This window comes from Pseudomonas sp. TMW22080 (assembly GCF_022496745.1).
Lineage (GTDB): Bacteria > Pseudomonadota > Gammaproteobacteria > Pseudomonadales > Pseudomonadaceae > Aquipseudomonas > Aquipseudomonas bubulae.
Genome location: NZ_SCFF01000004.1, coordinates 103,963 through 119,198, shown reverse-complemented (window position 1 = coordinate 119,198; position 15,236 = coordinate 103,963). Strand labels below are relative to the sequence as shown.

The following is a 15,236-nucleotide window of genomic DNA, read 5'->3' as shown; positions in this document are numbered from 1 at the left end:
CTTTGGGCCAAGCCCTAACTAGAACAGGATTTCTCATGTCCTTTGCTTCCCTCGGTCTCTCCGAGGCTTTAGTCCGCGCCATTGAAGCTGCGGGCTATACCGAGCCTACTCCGGTGCAACAGCGGGCCATTCCCGCCGTGTTGCAAGGTCGCGACCTGATGGTTGCGGCACAGACAGGTACTGGTAAAACCGGTGGCTTCGCTCTTCCGATTCTGGAAAAGCTGTTTCCCAATGGCCACCCGGACAAATCCCAGCGCCACGGCCCACGCCAACCACGCGTGCTGGTCCTGACGCCTACCCGCGAACTCGCCGCCCAGGTGCATGAGAGCTTCAAGCTCTATGCCCGCGACCTGAAGTTCGTGAGCGCCTGTGTTTTTGGCGGTGTGGGTACCAACCCGCAGGTTCAGGCCCTGGCCCGTGGTGTTGACGTACTGGTTGCCTGCCCCGGTCGTTTGCTCGACCTGGCCGGTCAAGGCAGTGTTGACCTGTCCCACGTTGAAATCCTGGTACTCGACGAAGCCGACCGTATGCTCGACATGGGCTTTGTCCATGACGTGAAAAAAGTCCTCGCTCGTCTGCCGGCCAAGCGTCAAAACCTGCTGTTTTCGGCGACGTTCTCCAAGGACATCACCGATCTGGCTGGCAAGCTGCTGCGCAACCCGGAACGCATCGAAGTAACGCCACCGAACACCACGGTCGAGCGTATCGAGCAACGCGTGTTCCGTCTGCCTGCCACGCACAAGCGTGCCTTGCTGGCGCACCTGATCACCGCTGGCGCCTGGGAACAGGTTCTGGTCTTCACCCGTACCAAGCACGGTGCAAACCGCCTGGCCGAGTACCTGGACAAGCACGGCCTCAGCGCTGTGGCCATCCACGGTAACAAGAGCCAGAACGCGCGCACCAAAGCCCTGGCAGACTTCAAGGCCGGTACCGTACGCATTCTGGTAGCGACCGACATTGCCGCTCGTGGCCTGGACATCGACCAGCTGCCGCATGTGGTCAACTTCGAGCTGCCAAACGTCGACGAAGATTACGTTCACCGTATCGGCCGTACTGGCCGTGCCGGTCGTTCGGGCGAGGCGATCTCGCTGGTAGCGCCGGACGAAGAAAAACTGCTGAAAAGCATCGAGCGCATGACCAAACAGAAAATCGCCGATGGCGACCTGATGGGTTTTGACTCGAGCACGGTTGAAGCTGAAAAGCCTGAAGTACGCGAGCGTCCGGATGTGCGTAACCCGCGCAACCCGCCGCGCGGCCCGCGTGGCGACGGTCCGGGTAACCCGGGCGGTGGCGGCGGTCGTAAAGACAAGGGCAAGGAAAAGAGCAAAGAAAAGCCGGCAGCTGCTCGCAGCGAGCGTCCAGCTCGTGAGCAAAAGCCGCGCGAAGCTCAGCCTGCCCGTGAACAGCGTCAGCCAACCCCGCGTGCCGACGCCAATCGTGCGCCGGACGAGTTCCGTGATGACGATGTGGATAACTTTGGTAACCGCGCTGATTACGTCAGCCCGTACCAGAACAAGAACAACCAGAGCCGTGGCCGTCGCCCGGGGGCTCCGGCCCAGGGCGCAGGCACTGGCGCTGCGCCAGCGGGTCGTACCGGTGGCCGTCAGAACGGTCCGCGTACCGGTAGCGGTGCCAGCACTGGCACTCCGCCTGCCAAGCGCAGCGGTCCACGCAGTGGCGCTCCGCGTGACGGCCAGGCCCGTCGCGAAAACCGCCCGGCCCGTGACGATGCCCGTCAAGAGCCAGCGGTTAAAGGCCCACGCGAGAACCAGCCGAAGATCATGCACAAAGAGTCGAAAAGCGATCGCTTCCCGACGCCTGAGCAGCTCGATCAACTGCCGAACCGCCCGCGTGGCGAGAAGCCAGCGCTGCTGACGCGTAACCGCTAAAAATTGTGGGAGCGGGCTTGCTCGCGATTCAGGTACTTCGGGTTAACGGCTGCACCGAGGCAATCCAATCGCGAGCAAGCCCGCTCCTACGACAGCACACAAAAAAACGCCCCGGCTCTCACAAGCCGGGGCGTTTTTTTTAGCCGTTTAAAAGCGCTATTACTTGGCCTTTACGCCTTCCAGCGAGATATCCAGGCTCAGGGTCTGGTCCTTGCTTGGGGACTTGATGCCGAAATCCTGCAGGTTGATGGTGGTGGTCGCGTTGAAGCCAGCACGTTCGCCGCCCCACGGATCCTTGCCTTCGCCGTTGAACGTTGCCTTGAAGGTTACAGGCTTGGTCACACCGTGCAGGGTCAGGTCACCGGTTACGTCAGCTGTGTTGTCGCCAGTCGGCACAACCTTGGTCGACTTGAAGGTCGCTTCCGGGTACTTGCTCACGTCCAGGAAATCTTTGCTGGCGATATGCTTGTCACGTTCGGCGTGGTTGGAAAACAGGCTGGCGGTTTTCAGGGTCACGTCAATCTTGCTGTCGGCAGGTTTGGCTGCGTCCCACGAGAACGTACCGCTCCAGTCCTTGAAAGTACCGTGAATGAAGCTGAAGCCCAGGTGGCTGACTTTCCAGTCGATAAAGGCGTGCTGGCCTTCTTTGTCGATGGTGTAGTCAGCCGCCATGGCCTGACCTGCGGTCAGCATTGCGGTTCCGAGAGCCAGCGCAGCGAGGGTCTTTTTCAACATGCGTTCTATTCCTTTTGAGTTGAGGTTGAGCATCAGGCTTTGCGCCCCAGCATACGGTTCAGGGTCGCATCACGATCGATAAAGTGGTGTTTCAAAGCAACCAGACCATGAAGCCCTGCAAAAATGACCACGGCCCATGCCAGGTAAAGATGCACGACACCCGCTACATCAGCCTGGTCAGGCAGGTTGGAAATCAGTGCAGGGACTTCAAACAGGCCGAAAACCGGAATACCCACGCCTTCAGAGGTGGAAATCAGGTAGCCGGCGATCATCACGGCAAACAAACCCAGATACAAAAAACCATGCCCGAGTTTGGCACCGATTCGTGTTGCACGGCTGTAACTGGCCAGTGCCGGTGGTGCCGGGCTGAACCAGATCCATACAACGCGTAGCAGCATTACAGCGAATAGCGTCAGACCAATGCTTTTATGCAGGTCAGGCGCCTCTTTGCGCCAAGGGCTGTAATAGTCCAGACCGACCATCCACAACCCCAGTGCGAACAACCCGAACACCGCCAACGCAACAGACCAGTGCATGAAGATGCTGACGGCACCATAGCGAGAAGAAGAGTTACGTAGCTGCATGACCAACATCCTGTAGGAACTTGGGTCTAAGACTAATGGTTTACCTATCGATTGAAAGCGCATTTTATTGCTGCAAGCTATCGATAAATACGATCTGAAGCCTGAGAGTCAAACGTTAAGCAAACGTTAACAATATTTGTGTTGCCTGTGGGTGTCCAAGGCCGTCTTTGAATACGGAGTAAACGTAATAGGTTGTTACACGCCTGCGCATTGCATAGGCTTGCACTCTTGTTTGCCCGCACACGCCGGGAGCCAGCGCCAGGAGAGTGAAAATGGGCCTGAATAACCAGTGGATGCAACGCGACCTTGCCGTGTTGTGGCATCCCTGCACCCAAATGAAAGACCATGAACAACTGCCCTTGATCCCTATCAAGCGCGGCGAAGGCGTGTGGCTGGAAGACTTTGAAGGCAAGCGCTACCTCGATGCCGTGAGTTCCTGGTGGGTCAATGTGTTTGGCCACTGCAACCCGCGAATCAACCAGCGCATCAAGGATCAGGTCGATCAGTTGGAGCACGTGATCCTTGCAGGCTTCAGCCATCAGCCGGTGATCGAACTGTCCGAGCGGCTGGTCAAGATGACACCTGAAGGCCTGACCCGTTGCTTCTATGCCGATAACGGTTCGTCGTGCATCGAAGTTGCGCTGAAGATGAGCTTCCACTACTGGCTCAACCGTGAACAGCCAGACAAAAAACGCTTCGTTACCCTGACCAACAGCTATCACGGTGAAACCATGGCCGCGATGGCCGTGGGCGATGTGCCGTTGTTCACTGAAACCTACAAGGCGTTGCTGCTCGACACCATCAAGGTGCCGAGCCCCGACTGCTACCTGCGCCCTGAAGGCGTGAGCTGGGAAGCGCATTCGCGCACGATGTTTTTGGCGATGGAGCAGACTCTCGCCGAAAATCATCAAACCGTGGCTGCGGTTATCGTCGAGCCGTTGATTCAGGGCGCGGGTGGCATGCGCATGTACCACCCGGTGTACCTCACACTGCTGCGCGAGGCCTGTGACCGTTACGGCGTGCACTTGATCCTTGATGAAATTGCCGTGGGCTTTGGCCGCACCGGTACCATGTTCGCCTGCGAACAGGCGGGCATCACGCCGGACTTCCTGTGTCTGTCCAAAGCGTTGACCGGTGGCTATTTGCCGTTGGCGGCCTGCATGACCACGGATGAGGTGTACAGCGCGTTCTACGACGATTACCCGACCCTGCGCGCCTTCCTGCATTCCCACAGCTATACGGGTAATCCGCTGGCCTGTGCCGCAGCGTTGGCGACGCTGGATATCTTCGAAGAAGACAACGTTATCGAGAACAACAAGGCCCTGGCTCAACGTATGGCCCTGTCGACTGCCCATCTGGTTGATCATCCTCATGTCTCGGAAGTGCGTCAGACCGGTATGGTGCTGGCCATTGAAATGGTTCAGGACAAGGCCAGCAAAACCGCTTACCCGTGGCAGGAGCGTCGGGGGCTTAAAGTCTTCCAGCACGCCCTGGAGCGGGGTGCGTTGTTGCGCCCACTGGGTAGCGTGGTGTATTTCTTGCCGCCTTACGTGATCACCCCCGAGCAGATCGACTTTTTGGCTGAAGTAGCCAGTGAAGGGATCGATATCGCGACCCGCAGCGACATCAGCGTGGCCGTGCCATCGAATTTTCACCCGGACTTCCGTGACCCGGGTTAAACCGGGCCGTACTGTATCTCCTGTGGGAGCGGGCCTGCTCCCACATTAGCACCCGAATTTTCAGAGAATTTAAATGAGATTGTCCCGCTTTTTTATCGACGCTCCTTTGAGCCTTGGTGAGCATGAATTGCCTGAGGCTCAGGCGCATTACATTGGCCGCGTGCTGCGTATGGCCGAGGGCGATGCCTTGCAAGTGTTCGACGGCTCGGGCCAGGAGTTTCTGGGACGCTTGCTGGAAGTCGGCAAAAAGCGCGTACGCGTGCTGCTGGACGAAACCTTCGCAGGGCAAGTTGAATCGCCGTTGGCCATTCACCTCGGTCAGGGCCTGTCCCGTGGCGAGCGTATGGACTGGGCGATTCAAAAGGCCACCGAGCTGGGCGTGCGTGAAATCACCCCGATCATGAGCGAGCGCTGCGAAGTGCGGCTCAAGGACGAACGCGCCGACAAACGTCTGGCCCACTGGCGGCAGGTGGCGATCAGCGCCTGTGAGCAATGCGGCCGTTCGCGGGTGCCCGTTATCCATCTGCCGGTGTTGCTCAGCGACTGGATCAAAACCACTGAAGCCGACCTCAAGCTGGTGCTGCACCCGGTGTCAGAACCCTTGGCCAGCCACGCGAAACCTTCGCGCCTGGCGTTTTTGATCGGCCCCGAAGGCGGCCTGACCGATAACGAAATCGACCTGGCCCAGGCCGCCGGCTACCAGCCTGCACGCCTTGGCCCACGGGTGCTGCGTACCGAAACTGCGCCGGTTGTAGCCCTGGCCGTGGCGCAGCAGTTGTGGGGTGATTTCTAAGTCAGGCCCTGCTTTTTTGCTTTTGTGGGAGCAGGCTTGCTCGCGATGGGGTCGACGCGATTATCTAGACCTACCGCGGCGCCTGCATCGCGAGCAAGCCCGCTCCCACAAAGGCGTGGCCTTCAATTTCAGTCGTTTCGTACGACGTTTCGCTTTCATTCTCGTGAATCATCCGAGAAGATTCCGCTCGCTTGCGCCTGTTCAAATCGGGGAATAGTCTCGGCCCATCGCTGCAAATCAGCGGTCGGGTTTAGTCGCCTGGTAGATGAGCAAGGCGCAAGGCGCCACCTTAGTGAGGCGCTTTTTTTCGGCCCCGCTTTATGGTGGCCGTGCGCAGGGCGCCCTCGGGCGCGCCGGTTTCCGAGCTCACCGGTCTACTAACCTGCGTACGGCTGCCACCCGTTCGTTTTGGTGTTGTCGGTCATGCACTTGGTGGAGCTGGCCAAGGGTTATGTCGACAAGTCGCTGGATACGCTGGCAACGCACTGAAGCAGCACGCGCCTGAGTGCAGCAGGCGCGTTTTGGGGCAGCTGGTTTGAAGGTGAGGGTGTAACGGAAGACTTTTTTTGACGCCCTTACTCCACCGGGTCACTCACCGGCTTGGCGATGATCTGTTTTAGCTCGGCGGTCATCGGGAACTCCAGGTTCAGGCCGTTGGGCGGGATCGGTTGTTCGAACCAGCGCTGGTAAATGCTGGTGATTTCCCCGGACTGATACAGGTCGGCCAGGGTCTTGTTCACCACCGCCAGGAACTGCGGGTCGTCCTTGCGCACCATGCAGCTGTAGATTTCACGGGATTGCTCATCCCCTACAACCACCCATTTGTGCGGATCACGAGCTTTGGCACGTTCGCCGTAGAGCAGCGCATCGTCCATATAAAACGCAACGGCGCGGCCGGTTTCGAGCATCTTGAAGGCTTCACCATGATCTTTGGCACTGATCACGTTCATGCCCATTTTGTGGTCGGCGCTGTAGCTTTTGATAAAGCGTTCGTTGGTGGTGCCTGCCGTTGTCACCACGTTTTTGTCGCGCAAATCATCAAAGCCCTTGATGCCGCTGTCCTTGGCGGTCAGCAGTTGGCCTTTGACGTAAATAAACCCATAGGAAAATGCCACCTGTTTTTGCCGTTCGGCGGTCACGCCGGTTGAGCCGCATTCCAGGTCTACGGTGCCGTTCTGCACCAGCGGGATGCGGGTTTGCGAGGTCACCAGGTTGTATTTGACCTTCAGCGGTTTGCTGCCCACTTGCTGCTGGATGCGCTCGACGATTTTATTGGCCAGCTCCACCGAATAGCCCATGGGCTTGCCGCTGTTATCGCCGACATAGGAGAACGGCACCGATGCATCGCGATAACCCAGGGTAATACTTCCCGAGTCGGCGATTTTTTTCAGTGTGCCCTGCAACGGGGCTTCGTTGGCTTGTACGGCATGGCTGATTAACAGGCCCAGCGTGCAACTGATCAAGGCAAATTTTTTCATTGTTGTTTTCCCTTCACACAGATTAATGACGAACTGCAATCACGCTGATTTCCACCAATACCTCAGGCCGTGCCAGCTCCGCCTGCAGGGTGGTGCGGGTGGGCGCCTTGCCTGCCGACAGCCAGGCTGACCACACGGCATTCATGGCCGCAAAGTCGCGCTGGATGTTTTGCAGGTAAAGGGTGGCGTTAACGATGTGGTCTTTATCGCTGCCAGCTTCGGCCAACAGGGCGTCGATCTTGCTCAACACTTCTTGCGTCTGCGCGGTAATGTCCTCGCTTTGCGTAGGCACCTGTCCCGACAGAAACACCAGGGCTTCAAACGTCGCGGCGGCGCTCAAGCGGTCATTGCTGTTGATGCGTTGAATGGTCATAGGGCTTTCCTTGTGGACGGGATGGCGCACTCAGGCGGCCAGGCCTTGCATGTCAATGGAAGTTTTGCGTTGTGCAATCAGTTCGCTGAGCAAGCGCCCGCTGCCGCAGGCCAGGGTGAAGCCCAGGGCGCCGTGGCCCAGGTTGAGCCACAGATTGCGATAACCGCTGGCACCCAGGATGGGTACGCCGCTGGGGGTTGCAGGGCGCATGCCAGCCCATTCGATGGCGGTTTGATAGTTGCCCGCATCCGGGAAAGTGCTGCTGGCCAGTTGACGCATTTGCGCCAGGCGCTTGGGGTCCGGGGCAGGGTCGAAGCCGACGATATCGACCATCGCGGCGATGCGCAGTTGCTCGCCGATACGCGCGTAGACAATTTTGCGGTCGTAGTCGGTAATGCTCACTTGTGGTGCCTTTTGCGGGTCGGTCAGGGCCAGCGTAAGGCTGTAACCCTTGAGCGGGTACAACGGCAGGTGCAGCCCCGGCAGGCGCAGGGCCGGGCTGTTGTGCCCGGCGGCGAGCACAAGTTGGTCCACGGCCAGAACCTCGTCGCCCATTTCCACTGCCTGTACCGCCCCGTTGGCGTGGCGAAGCCGGGTGACGGTCTTGCCCAGCATAAAGGTGCAACGGCCACTGGCCTGCAAGCGGGCGGCCAGTTGCTGACAGAACCCGTGGCAATCCCCGACCTCTTCGCTGGGGGTATAAATACCGCCGACGAATGCCGAGCCTTGCAGCCCGGGTTCCAGGCTGGCGCACTCGCCGGCAGTCAGTGCTTGTTGAAATGAGCTGTGGATAACTTTTTTCCGGGCCTTTTCAAAGTTGCCGCGCTCACGGAACGCCACCAGCTTGCCGTTGCGCTGCCAGGCGAAGCCGTCGAGCTGATCTTCTTCGCGCCACTGCTGCAGCGTGGCCTGGCTGAGCAATGCCAGGCGCAGCAAATGCGCGCCATTGCGCTGGTTCACCGAGCCACGGCAGGCAGCCACAAACGAGGCCAGCCAGCGCCATTGGGCCGGGTCCATGCGCGGGCGCAGCTTGAGGGGCGAGTCGCCGCGCAACATCCAGCCCATCGCTTGCCACGGCACGCCGGCATCGGCCAGCGGTGCTACATAGCGGTAGGAGAGCTGGCCACCATTGGCAAAGCTGGTCTGGCTGCCCAAGGTCGGGCGGGCCTCGATCACCGTCACTTCAAAGCCGTCGCGCACCAGGGCATACGCTGTAGCCAGCCCGATTACGCCCCCGCCGATGATGCAAACTCGCTGTGCCATGTCAGTCCTCACCCTTGCTGTTCGGGCTTCAGATTAGGGGCAGGTGACAGGCGGCGAACAATGAATAAAGATGGTCATCCCATAAACAAAGGTTATGGACTACTGCCATGCGCTTGCGTCATATCGAAGTGTTTCAGGCGATTCGCCAAACCGGTTCTGTCAGTGCGGCGGCGCAGTTGCTGCATGTGTCGCAGCCTGCGGTGAGCAAGGTGCTGCAACACGCTGAGCAGCGGCTGGGGTTCCCGTTGTTTCTGCGGGTACGCGGCAAATTGCAGCCCACCCCGGAAGCGCTATTGCTCGAGCGCGAAGTCGACAAGGTGACCGAGAGCCTGCAAGGGGTGCAGCGTCTGGCGCAAAGCCTGCGGCGTACGCCGGGGCATCGTTTGCGCATTGGCAGTACGCCAGCCTTGGCATTGGCACTACTGCCGCCCGTGATCAGCGAGTGGAAGCACCGATATCCGGACATCAACTGTGAACTGGTCAGTGCTCATACACGTGAATTGATCCAGAACCTGTTGATGCGCGAACTGGACGTAGCCCTGACCTTCAAACTGCCCGAACACCCGGGCCTCAAGGCCCAGGCGTTGGCCCACGGCGTATTGGTGGCACTGGCTCCGCGGGGGTTCTGGCCTGATGCAAGTGAAGGTGTGCCACTGGCGCTGGATGAACTGGCGGATGCGCCTTTGATCGGCCTGAGCAGTGCCGATCCGTTGTTTGCACGGCTGGACAGCTACCTGCAATCGGTTGAGCCGCCGCCACGTATCAGCATTGCGGTACAAACCTATTCACTGGCGCGGGCGATGGTGGAGGCGGGGGCGGGGTTGGCGGTGATCGATCCATTTACGGCGCTGGGGGCGTCGCGGGCGAGTACCGTGATCCGGCCTCTGAGCCCCGCACTACCGATTACGCTGTATGCGCTGACCCGGGCCGATGAGGCCCCGGTACATACGCTGGAAGGGTTGCTGCAACTGTTCGCAGAGCGTGCCAGCGAACAGTTGCAGCGGTTGGCGGGTTGATAACGCGATTTAACAGTGTGGGAGCGGGCTTGCTCGCGATAATGGCCGCGCGATTTGTCTGAGTGACCACGGCGCTACCATCGCGAGCAAGCCCGCTCCCACAGGGTGGGGGGTTACTTCGGCAAGGCGTACACCACCACCTGATCACCTACCTGATCTTTCAAGATCGAGTTGCCCCCCGCTACAAACGCCACATACTGACGGCCCTTGTATTCATAGATCGCGGGGTTGGCCACGGCAGGGGCCATGACGATATCCGACCACAATTCCTTGCCGTCATCCAGGGAGTAGGCGCGCACCTTGGCATCCATCGAGGCACCGATAAACACCACGCCACCGGCCGTTACTGCCGGGCCACCAATGGTCGGTGAGCCCATGCTTTCAGGCATGTACCAGCCCCACTGCTGCACGGCACCCATCGGCCGACGCCATTTTACGTCACCGGTGTTCATGTTGATTGCCACGATTTCACCGAAAGGCGGTGCCCAGCACGGCATGCCTGCCCAGTTTTGCGCGTTCAGCAAACTCATGCCGTAAGGCGCGCCGATCTGTGGGTAGAAGCCGTTTTCGTTGCCGGAGTCTTTAGGCTGTTTGTCGTAGGAAGCGCGATCCCACAGCTTGATCATCTGCACGATGTGCGAGGTGTTGACGATCGCCACCTGACTCACCGGGTCAAACGCGACACCGCCCCATTGCACGCCACCGGCACTGTCCGGGTAAGCCAGGACGCCGTTGCCTTTGGTCGAAGGCGGTGAGTACATGCCGTTGTATTCCAGGCCGTCCCACATTTTGCTGCACTGGCCGAAACCGACGATATCGGCGATTTTCCAGATGGCTGGTTTTTTCGACTGATCCAGCAGCGGCGCAGGTTTGGTCGGGAACGGTTGGGTCGGTGAGTAGACTTCGCCATCGGCGTCGCCTTTGGGTACGGGGCGCTCTTCGATCGGCCACACGTCTTCACCGGTACGGCGGTCAACAGTGAACAGGAAACCCATCTTGGTCGCTTGCACCAGCGCGGCGACAGGCTTGCCGTCGACGGTGATATCCATCAGCGTTGGCGCCGAGTTGATGTCGTAGTCCCACAAGTCATGGTGAACCCACTGACGAGACCAGACGACCTTGCCGGTATTGATATCCAGCGCAGTGGTGGAGGTTCCCAGAGGAATCGGTTTGGTCCGGTTGCCGCCCCAGTAGTTGGGTGACGGTGAGGACACGGGGATGTACAGCAAGCCCAGAGCCGGGTCATAAGACATCGCGGTCCAGATGTTGGCGGTACCGGTTTTGCCAGCTTCTTCATCCGGGATCGGCTTGAATTCCCATTCCAGCTCACCGGTGCGAGCATTGAGGGCAAACAGCGAGCCCGGTGATTCAACTTCGTATTCCCAGTCTTTGCCGGCCCAGCCCACGATCAGCTTGTCGCCAATAACGGTGGGGGGTTGCAGCTGGGAAAGTGGCCACTTGGCGTTGACCTTGTTCCACTGGTTGACGTCCACCACGCCATTTTTACCGAAGCCTTCGCAGGGTTTGCCGGTATCGGCATCCACCGCGTACAGCTGTGCGGTCATATTGCCCAGGTACACGACCTTCTGGCAGGCCACGCCCGCTTGCGGGTTTTTTTCCTGCCAGTAGGCCACACCGCGTGATTTAAGCGCGGGCTGGGTTTCGGCCACCAGGGGCGATTTAGTGTCGTAGGTCCACTTCTCTTTGCCGGTCTCGGGCTCAAGGGCAATGATCCGGTAGAACGGCGTGCCGACGTAGAGTGTGTCATTGGCGAAAATGGGCGTGGCGGACCACACCGACGGCGGAATTTTGCCGGTGCCGGTGGACATGTCGCCGGTGAAGTACTGCCAGACTTTGGTCAGTTTACCGACGTTGTCCTTGTTGATCTGGGTGAGGGGCGAGTACTTCTGCGAGCTGAGCTGGCCGTGGAAGCTGTCCCATTCCTTGCCGCTGGGGATCGGGATTCTGGCGTCTTCGGCAGAGATGCTCGACGGTGCCAGCAACGGTGGCGGTACGGTGTAGGTGTCCTGGGCGTAAGCGTTGGATACCCCGGCGAGCAGGCACAGCGCCGGTGCTGTCAAAATGTGCTTCTTGATCCCGTTCATATCGCGCTCCTTGCTGGCTTGGGGCCAAAGGTTTCAATGACAACACCCACGGCGTAGACCAGCAGGGCAATCACTGTCCACCAACCATGCAGCAGGCTGGCGGCAAAAATGGTGCCTATCGCACCGGCCCAGCCCAGAAACAGGACGAAGTTGCGCAAGCCTCCTGCCCCGGTCTTGAGCAGCAGTACGCCCAGGACAAACAGCACCAGTTCGGCAAACATAGTGGTCATTGCCCCGCCGGAACCCGTCACACCGGACAATGGCATAAAGAACCGCCCTGCCGTAATGGCCAGGGCAGCCAGAGCCGCGATGATCATGATATGGGCACCCAGTTGGCGCCTGGGCGGTGCGTAGGCTGCAGAAGTACTCATCCCTTTCTCCTTAGCGATTCATGCCCGAGGGCATCACGGAAAGTGAGTGTAGCCAAGGCGGAGGAAATCGCCGGGAGGATGCAAGCGGCAGCAATCTTTGTGGGAGCGGGCTTGCTCGCTATACAGGCGGCTCGGTCTCTTTGACAGACCGAGTAGATGCCATCGCGGGCAAGCCCGCTCCCACAGGAAATGTGAGTGTCAGTGCGCCTGCTCAGCCTCTATCGGCGCATCCTTGGTCACATGCTTGACCAGTTTGCCGATGGTCAGGCCCTGGAACAGGATCGAGGACAGCACCACGATATAAGTGATACTCAGGATCAGGTCGCGCTCCGGGCCCAGCGGCAAGGCCAGGGCCAGCGCCACCGAAACACCACCGCGCAAGCCGCCCCAGGTGAGGATGCGGATAGTGCCGCGCGGCACGGTGCGCCAGCGGCGCAGCAAGACAATGGCCGGGGCCACAGTCAGCAGGCGCGACAGCAAAATGGCCACGGCCAAACCGCTGGCAGCCAGCAAATGCAGCCACGAGAACGGCAGCAGCAACAGTTCCATGCCGATCAGCGCAAACAGCAGCGCATTGAGCATGTCATCCAGCAGCTCCCAAAAACCGTCCATGTAGCGACGGGTCATCTCGTTCATGGCCTTGTTGCGGCCCAGGTTGCCGATGATCAAACCGGCGACCACCATCGCAATCGGCGCCGATACATGCAGCTCACTGGCCATGGCCGAGCCGCCAATCACCAGGGCCAGGGTCAGCATCACTTCGATCTGGTATTGCTCGATGCTCTTGATCATGCGGTACACCAGGTAACCGATCAGGCCGCCGAACACCACGCCGCCAATGGCTTCGTGGGCGAACAGCATGGCCGTGGCGCTCAGGCTAGGTGTTTCGCCCAGTTGCACGATGCCCAACAGCACGGTGAACACCACAACGGCGGTGCCGTCATTGAACAGCGACTCACCGACGATGGTGGTTTTCAGTGGCTTGGAGGCATTGGCCGTACGCAGCACGCCGAGCACGGCAATCGGATCGGTGGGGGAGATCAGTGCACCAAACAGCAGGCAGTACAGGAAGCTGATATGCCAGCCGAACAGGCCGAAAATCCAGTACGCGAGGCTGCCGATCACCGTAGTGGCAATCAATACGCCGACCGTGGCCAGCAAGCCAATGGGCCAGCGATAGCTGCGCACGTCGTTGAAATTCACATGCAGGGCGCCGGCAAACAGCAGGAACGACAGCATCCAGTTCATCAGCAGGTCGCCGAAGTCGATCTGGCCGATCAGCTCTTGCACGCGCTCTTCCAGCCCGGGGTAACCGAGAAAGCTCAAGCCTTGCAACAGCAGGGAAAACATCAGGGCGGTGACCATCACGCCAATCGTCGGCGGCAGGCCGATAAAGCGGAAGTTCACATAAGTCAGTAGTGAGGTCAGGCAGATAAACGCAGCAACAAGCTCAAGCATCCGGGATCCTGTGGTGGCGAGAGTGAATGGAAATCCGATGGGTTCGGGTCATGTTTGGATGCAAAAACGGGCGTCAGGGGCACATCCCGGGGGTGTGGCAAACGGACGCGAAGTGCGAGGTCATTGACCACAATGCTGCACTGAGGTTGCATGGTGGCGCTTGCGGCAGTCGCAGGTTGATAACAATAAGGAGTCTGCGGTGCTGGCAACGGTGTTGGTGTTGGTCGCGGCGGTATTGCACGCGATCTGGAACACCCTGATCAAGTTCAGCGGTGAGCGCTTGCTGGTGATCGCCTGCATGGACACGGTGGCGCTGGTGGTGGTGGCGGCGCTGGTGGGGTTTGCGCAATGGCCACCGGCGGATATCTGGCCGTGGATCCTGGCGTCGGTATTTTTCGAGCTGGTGTATCGGGTGCTGCTGATCCGCGCGTATCGGGTGGGGGATCTGGGTCTGGTGTACCCGCTGATGCGCGGGCTTTCGCCGCTGGTGGTGCTGGCGCTGACCCTGACCTTTGCCGGAGAAGTGCTGACCGGGCAGCAGATTATCGGTATTTTGCTGATTCCGTGCGGCATGGCCTGCCTGTTGTGGCAGGGCGGTGGCGGTGATCGTCTGCCCTGGTCGATGCTGCCGGTCGTGGCGCTGATCGGCCTGTGTATCGGTTGCTATACCTTCCTGGATGGCCAGGCTATCCGGCGCTGGTCGCACCCGCTGGATTACCTGGTGTGGGTCACGCTGCTCAGCGCCTGGCCGTTTCCGTTGCTGGCGGTTACCCGCAAGCGTGCCGCGTTTGCGCTGTTCTGGCGTACACAATGGCGATTGGGCGTGGCGGTGGGGGTTTGCGTGCTGGCCAGCTATGCGCTGGTGCTGTGGGCCATGCAACTGGGCTCGATTGCCGAGGCGGCGGCGCTGCGTGAAGTCAGTGTGATTCTGGTGGTGCTGTTCGGTATGCGTTACCTCAAAGAACCTTTCGGCGGACCGAGGCTCTTAGCCTGTGGGCTGGTGCTGATCGGCATGCTCGTGATGAAACTCTAAAAAGGAAATTCCAATGACGGTTGCTTTCTGGTGTGTGCTGATTGCCTTCTGTTTGACCTATGTGTGTACCGCCTTTGCCAAGTTCAGTGACGGCAAGTTCGGGCCCAGGCAAAACCATGATCCGCGTACGTTTCTTGACGGCCTGCAAGGGTTTGCCAAGCGTGCCCACAGTGCCCAGCTCAACAGCTTTGAAGTGACCCCGGCGTTTGCCGCGGCGGTGATCATTGCCGATATCGTCGGCAACGCCCAGCCGGTGACCATTGACGTGCTGGCGGTGCTGTTTATTACCAGTCGCATGCTCTACATCATCTGCTACCTGGCTGACTGGGCGATGCTGCGTTCCATCGTGTGGTTTATCGGCATGGGGCTGGTGGTCAGCTTCTTTTTTGTGTCGATGTAACGCAATCACCACACTGTCTGTGGGAGCGGGCTTGCTCGCGATGTCGGCGATGCGGTTTA

14 protein-coding genes are annotated in these 15,236 nt (G+C 59.5%); 6 read left to right on the top strand and 8 right to left on the bottom strand.

Annotated elements, in window-relative coordinates; genetic code table 11:
- The first annotated feature begins 35 nt into the window (after positions 1-35).
- Positions 36-1,889 (top strand): DEAD/DEAH box helicase, encoded by a 1,854-nt coding sequence (locus EQV96_RS14745; RefSeq protein ID WP_094999873.1) that lies wholly within the window; start codon positions 36-38, stop codon positions 1,887-1,889.
- 159 nt (positions 1,890-2,048) lie between these two features.
- Here the strand turns inward: EQV96_RS14745 and EQV96_RS14740 are convergent, their stop codons facing one another.
- Positions 2,049-2,624 carry a YceI family protein gene (locus tag EQV96_RS14740; RefSeq protein ID WP_094999874.1) on the bottom strand — a complete coding sequence of 192 codons (576 nt, stop codon included), beginning with the start codon at positions 2,622-2,624 and terminating at the stop codon, positions 2,049-2,051.
- A gap of 32 nt (positions 2,625-2,656) precedes the next feature.
- Positions 2,657-3,208 carry a cytochrome b gene (locus tag EQV96_RS14735; RefSeq protein WP_094999875.1) on the bottom strand — a complete coding sequence of 184 codons (552 nt, stop codon included), beginning with the start codon at positions 3,206-3,208 and terminating at the stop codon, positions 2,657-2,659.
- A gap of 272 nt (positions 3,209-3,480) precedes the next feature.
- On the opposite strand from EQV96_RS14735, the gene EQV96_RS14730 reads away from it, so the two are divergent.
- Both EQV96_RS14730 and EQV96_RS14725 read left to right on the top strand, forming a co-directional pair.
- Positions 3,481-4,887, top strand: a complete 1,407-nt coding sequence (locus tag EQV96_RS14730) for an adenosylmethionine--8-amino-7-oxononanoate transaminase (RefSeq protein ID WP_138738912.1) — start codon at positions 3,481-3,483, stop codon at positions 4,885-4,887.
- Positions 4,888-4,960: 73 nt separating this feature from the next.
- Positions 4,961-5,680 carry a 16S rRNA (uracil(1498)-N(3))-methyltransferase gene (locus EQV96_RS14725; RefSeq protein WP_240882155.1) on the top strand — a complete coding sequence of 240 codons (720 nt, stop codon included), beginning with the start codon at positions 4,961-4,963 and terminating at the stop codon, positions 5,678-5,680.
- Between the two features lie 575 nt (positions 5,681-6,255).
- On the opposite strand, the gene EQV96_RS14720 is transcribed toward EQV96_RS14725, so the two are convergent.
- The 3 genes from EQV96_RS14720 to EQV96_RS14710 are packed head-to-tail and all read right to left on the bottom strand — an operon-like array spanning position 6,256 to position 8,794.
- A complete protein-coding gene (locus tag EQV96_RS14720; protein ID WP_095020458.1) occupies positions 6,256-7,158 on the bottom strand; it encodes a transporter substrate-binding domain-containing protein in 903 nt (300 codons plus the stop codon).
- A 22-nt stretch (positions 7,159-7,180) separates the two neighbouring features.
- Complete coding sequence (locus EQV96_RS14715; RefSeq protein ID WP_094999879.1) at positions 7,181-7,531, bottom strand: RidA family protein; 351 nt, start codon at positions 7,529-7,531, stop codon at positions 7,181-7,183.
- A gap of 30 nt (positions 7,532-7,561) precedes the next feature.
- On the bottom strand, positions 7,562-8,794 hold the full coding sequence (locus EQV96_RS14710) for a D-amino acid dehydrogenase (protein ID WP_094999880.1): 1,233 nt from the start codon (positions 8,792-8,794) through the stop codon (positions 7,562-7,564).
- A gap of 107 nt (positions 8,795-8,901) precedes the next feature.
- Here EQV96_RS14710 and EQV96_RS14705 point away from each other — a divergent pair, with 107 nt between their 5' ends.
- Positions 8,902-9,810, top strand: coding sequence for a LysR substrate-binding domain-containing protein (locus EQV96_RS14705; RefSeq protein WP_240882154.1), 909 nt, complete (start codon positions 8,902-8,904; stop codon positions 9,808-9,810).
- A 113-nt stretch (positions 9,811-9,923) separates the two neighbouring features.
- Here the strand turns inward: EQV96_RS14705 and EQV96_RS14700 are convergent, their stop codons facing one another.
- The 3 genes from EQV96_RS14700 to EQV96_RS14690 all read right to left on the bottom strand — a co-directional run bounded on the left by EQV96_RS14700 (position 9,924) and on the right by EQV96_RS14690 (position 13,744).
- On the bottom strand, positions 9,924-11,915 hold the full coding sequence (locus EQV96_RS14700; protein ID WP_095019474.1) for a pyrroloquinoline quinone-dependent dehydrogenase: 1,992 nt from the start codon (positions 11,913-11,915) through the stop codon (positions 9,924-9,926).
- Entirely contained in the window at positions 11,912-12,286 is a 375-nt protein-coding gene (locus tag EQV96_RS14695) for a hypothetical protein (RefSeq protein ID WP_094999883.1), read from the bottom strand. Before EQV96_RS14695 ends, EQV96_RS14700 begins: the two co-directional genes overlap by 4 nt.
- Positions 12,287-12,484: 198 nt before the next feature.
- Positions 12,485-13,744: a sodium:proton antiporter gene (locus tag EQV96_RS14690; RefSeq protein WP_095019475.1), complete on the bottom strand. Its 1,260-nt coding sequence runs from the start codon at positions 13,742-13,744 to the stop codon at positions 12,485-12,487.
- A 199-nt stretch (positions 13,745-13,943) separates the two neighbouring features.
- Between EQV96_RS14690 and EQV96_RS14685 the strand changes: the two genes are divergently transcribed.
- Together EQV96_RS14685 and EQV96_RS14680 are read left to right on the top strand one after the other, a co-directional pair.
- Positions 13,944-14,777 (top strand): DMT family transporter, encoded by an 834-nt coding sequence (locus EQV96_RS14685; protein ID WP_094999884.1) that lies wholly within the window; start codon positions 13,944-13,946, stop codon positions 14,775-14,777.
- Between the two features lie 13 nt (positions 14,778-14,790).
- Positions 14,791-15,177 carry an MAPEG family protein gene (locus tag EQV96_RS14680; RefSeq protein WP_095019477.1) on the top strand — a complete coding sequence of 129 codons (387 nt, stop codon included), beginning with the start codon at positions 14,791-14,793 and terminating at the stop codon, positions 15,175-15,177.
- Positions 15,178-15,236: the final 59 nt, after the last annotated feature.

Bases quoted from the DNA above. Each gene is read 5' to 3' on its own strand.
- EQV96_RS14705 (WP_240882154.1), top strand. From the start codon at position 8,902: ATGCGCTTGCGTCATATCGAAGTGTTTCAGGCGATTCGCCAAACCGGT.
- EQV96_RS14735 (WP_094999875.1), bottom strand. From the start codon at position 3,208: ATGCAGCTACGTAACTCTTCTTCTCGCTATGGTGCCGTCAGCATCTTC.
- EQV96_RS14740 (WP_094999874.1), bottom strand. From the start codon at position 2,624: ATGTTGAAAAAGACCCTCGCTGCGCTGGCTCTCGGAACCGCAATGCTG.
- EQV96_RS14690 (WP_095019475.1), bottom strand. From the start codon at position 13,744: ATGCTTGAGCTTGTTGCTGCGTTTATCTGCCTGACCTCACTACTGACT.
- EQV96_RS14745 (WP_094999873.1), top strand. From the start codon at position 36: ATGTCCTTTGCTTCCCTCGGTCTCTCCGAGGCTTTAGTCCGCGCCATT.
- EQV96_RS14720 (WP_095020458.1), bottom strand. From the start codon at position 7,158: ATGAAAAAATTTGCCTTGATCAGTTGCACGCTGGGCCTGTTAATCAGC.
- EQV96_RS14715 (WP_094999879.1), bottom strand. From the start codon at position 7,531: ATGACCATTCAACGCATCAACAGCAATGACCGCTTGAGCGCCGCCGCG.
- EQV96_RS14725 (WP_240882155.1), top strand. From the start codon at position 4,961: ATGAGATTGTCCCGCTTTTTTATCGACGCTCCTTTGAGCCTTGGTGAG.
- EQV96_RS14700 (WP_095019474.1), bottom strand. From the start codon at position 11,915: ATGAACGGGATCAAGAAGCACATTTTGACAGCACCGGCGCTGTGCCTG.
- EQV96_RS14710 (WP_094999880.1), bottom strand. From the start codon at position 8,794: ATGGCACAGCGAGTTTGCATCATCGGCGGGGGCGTAATCGGGCTGGCT.
- EQV96_RS14680 (WP_095019477.1), top strand. From the start codon at position 14,791: ATGACGGTTGCTTTCTGGTGTGTGCTGATTGCCTTCTGTTTGACCTAT.
- EQV96_RS14730 (WP_138738912.1), top strand. From the start codon at position 3,481: ATGGGCCTGAATAACCAGTGGATGCAACGCGACCTTGCCGTGTTGTGG.
- EQV96_RS14695 (WP_094999883.1), bottom strand. From the start codon at position 12,286: ATGAGTACTTCTGCAGCCTACGCACCGCCCAGGCGCCAACTGGGTGCC.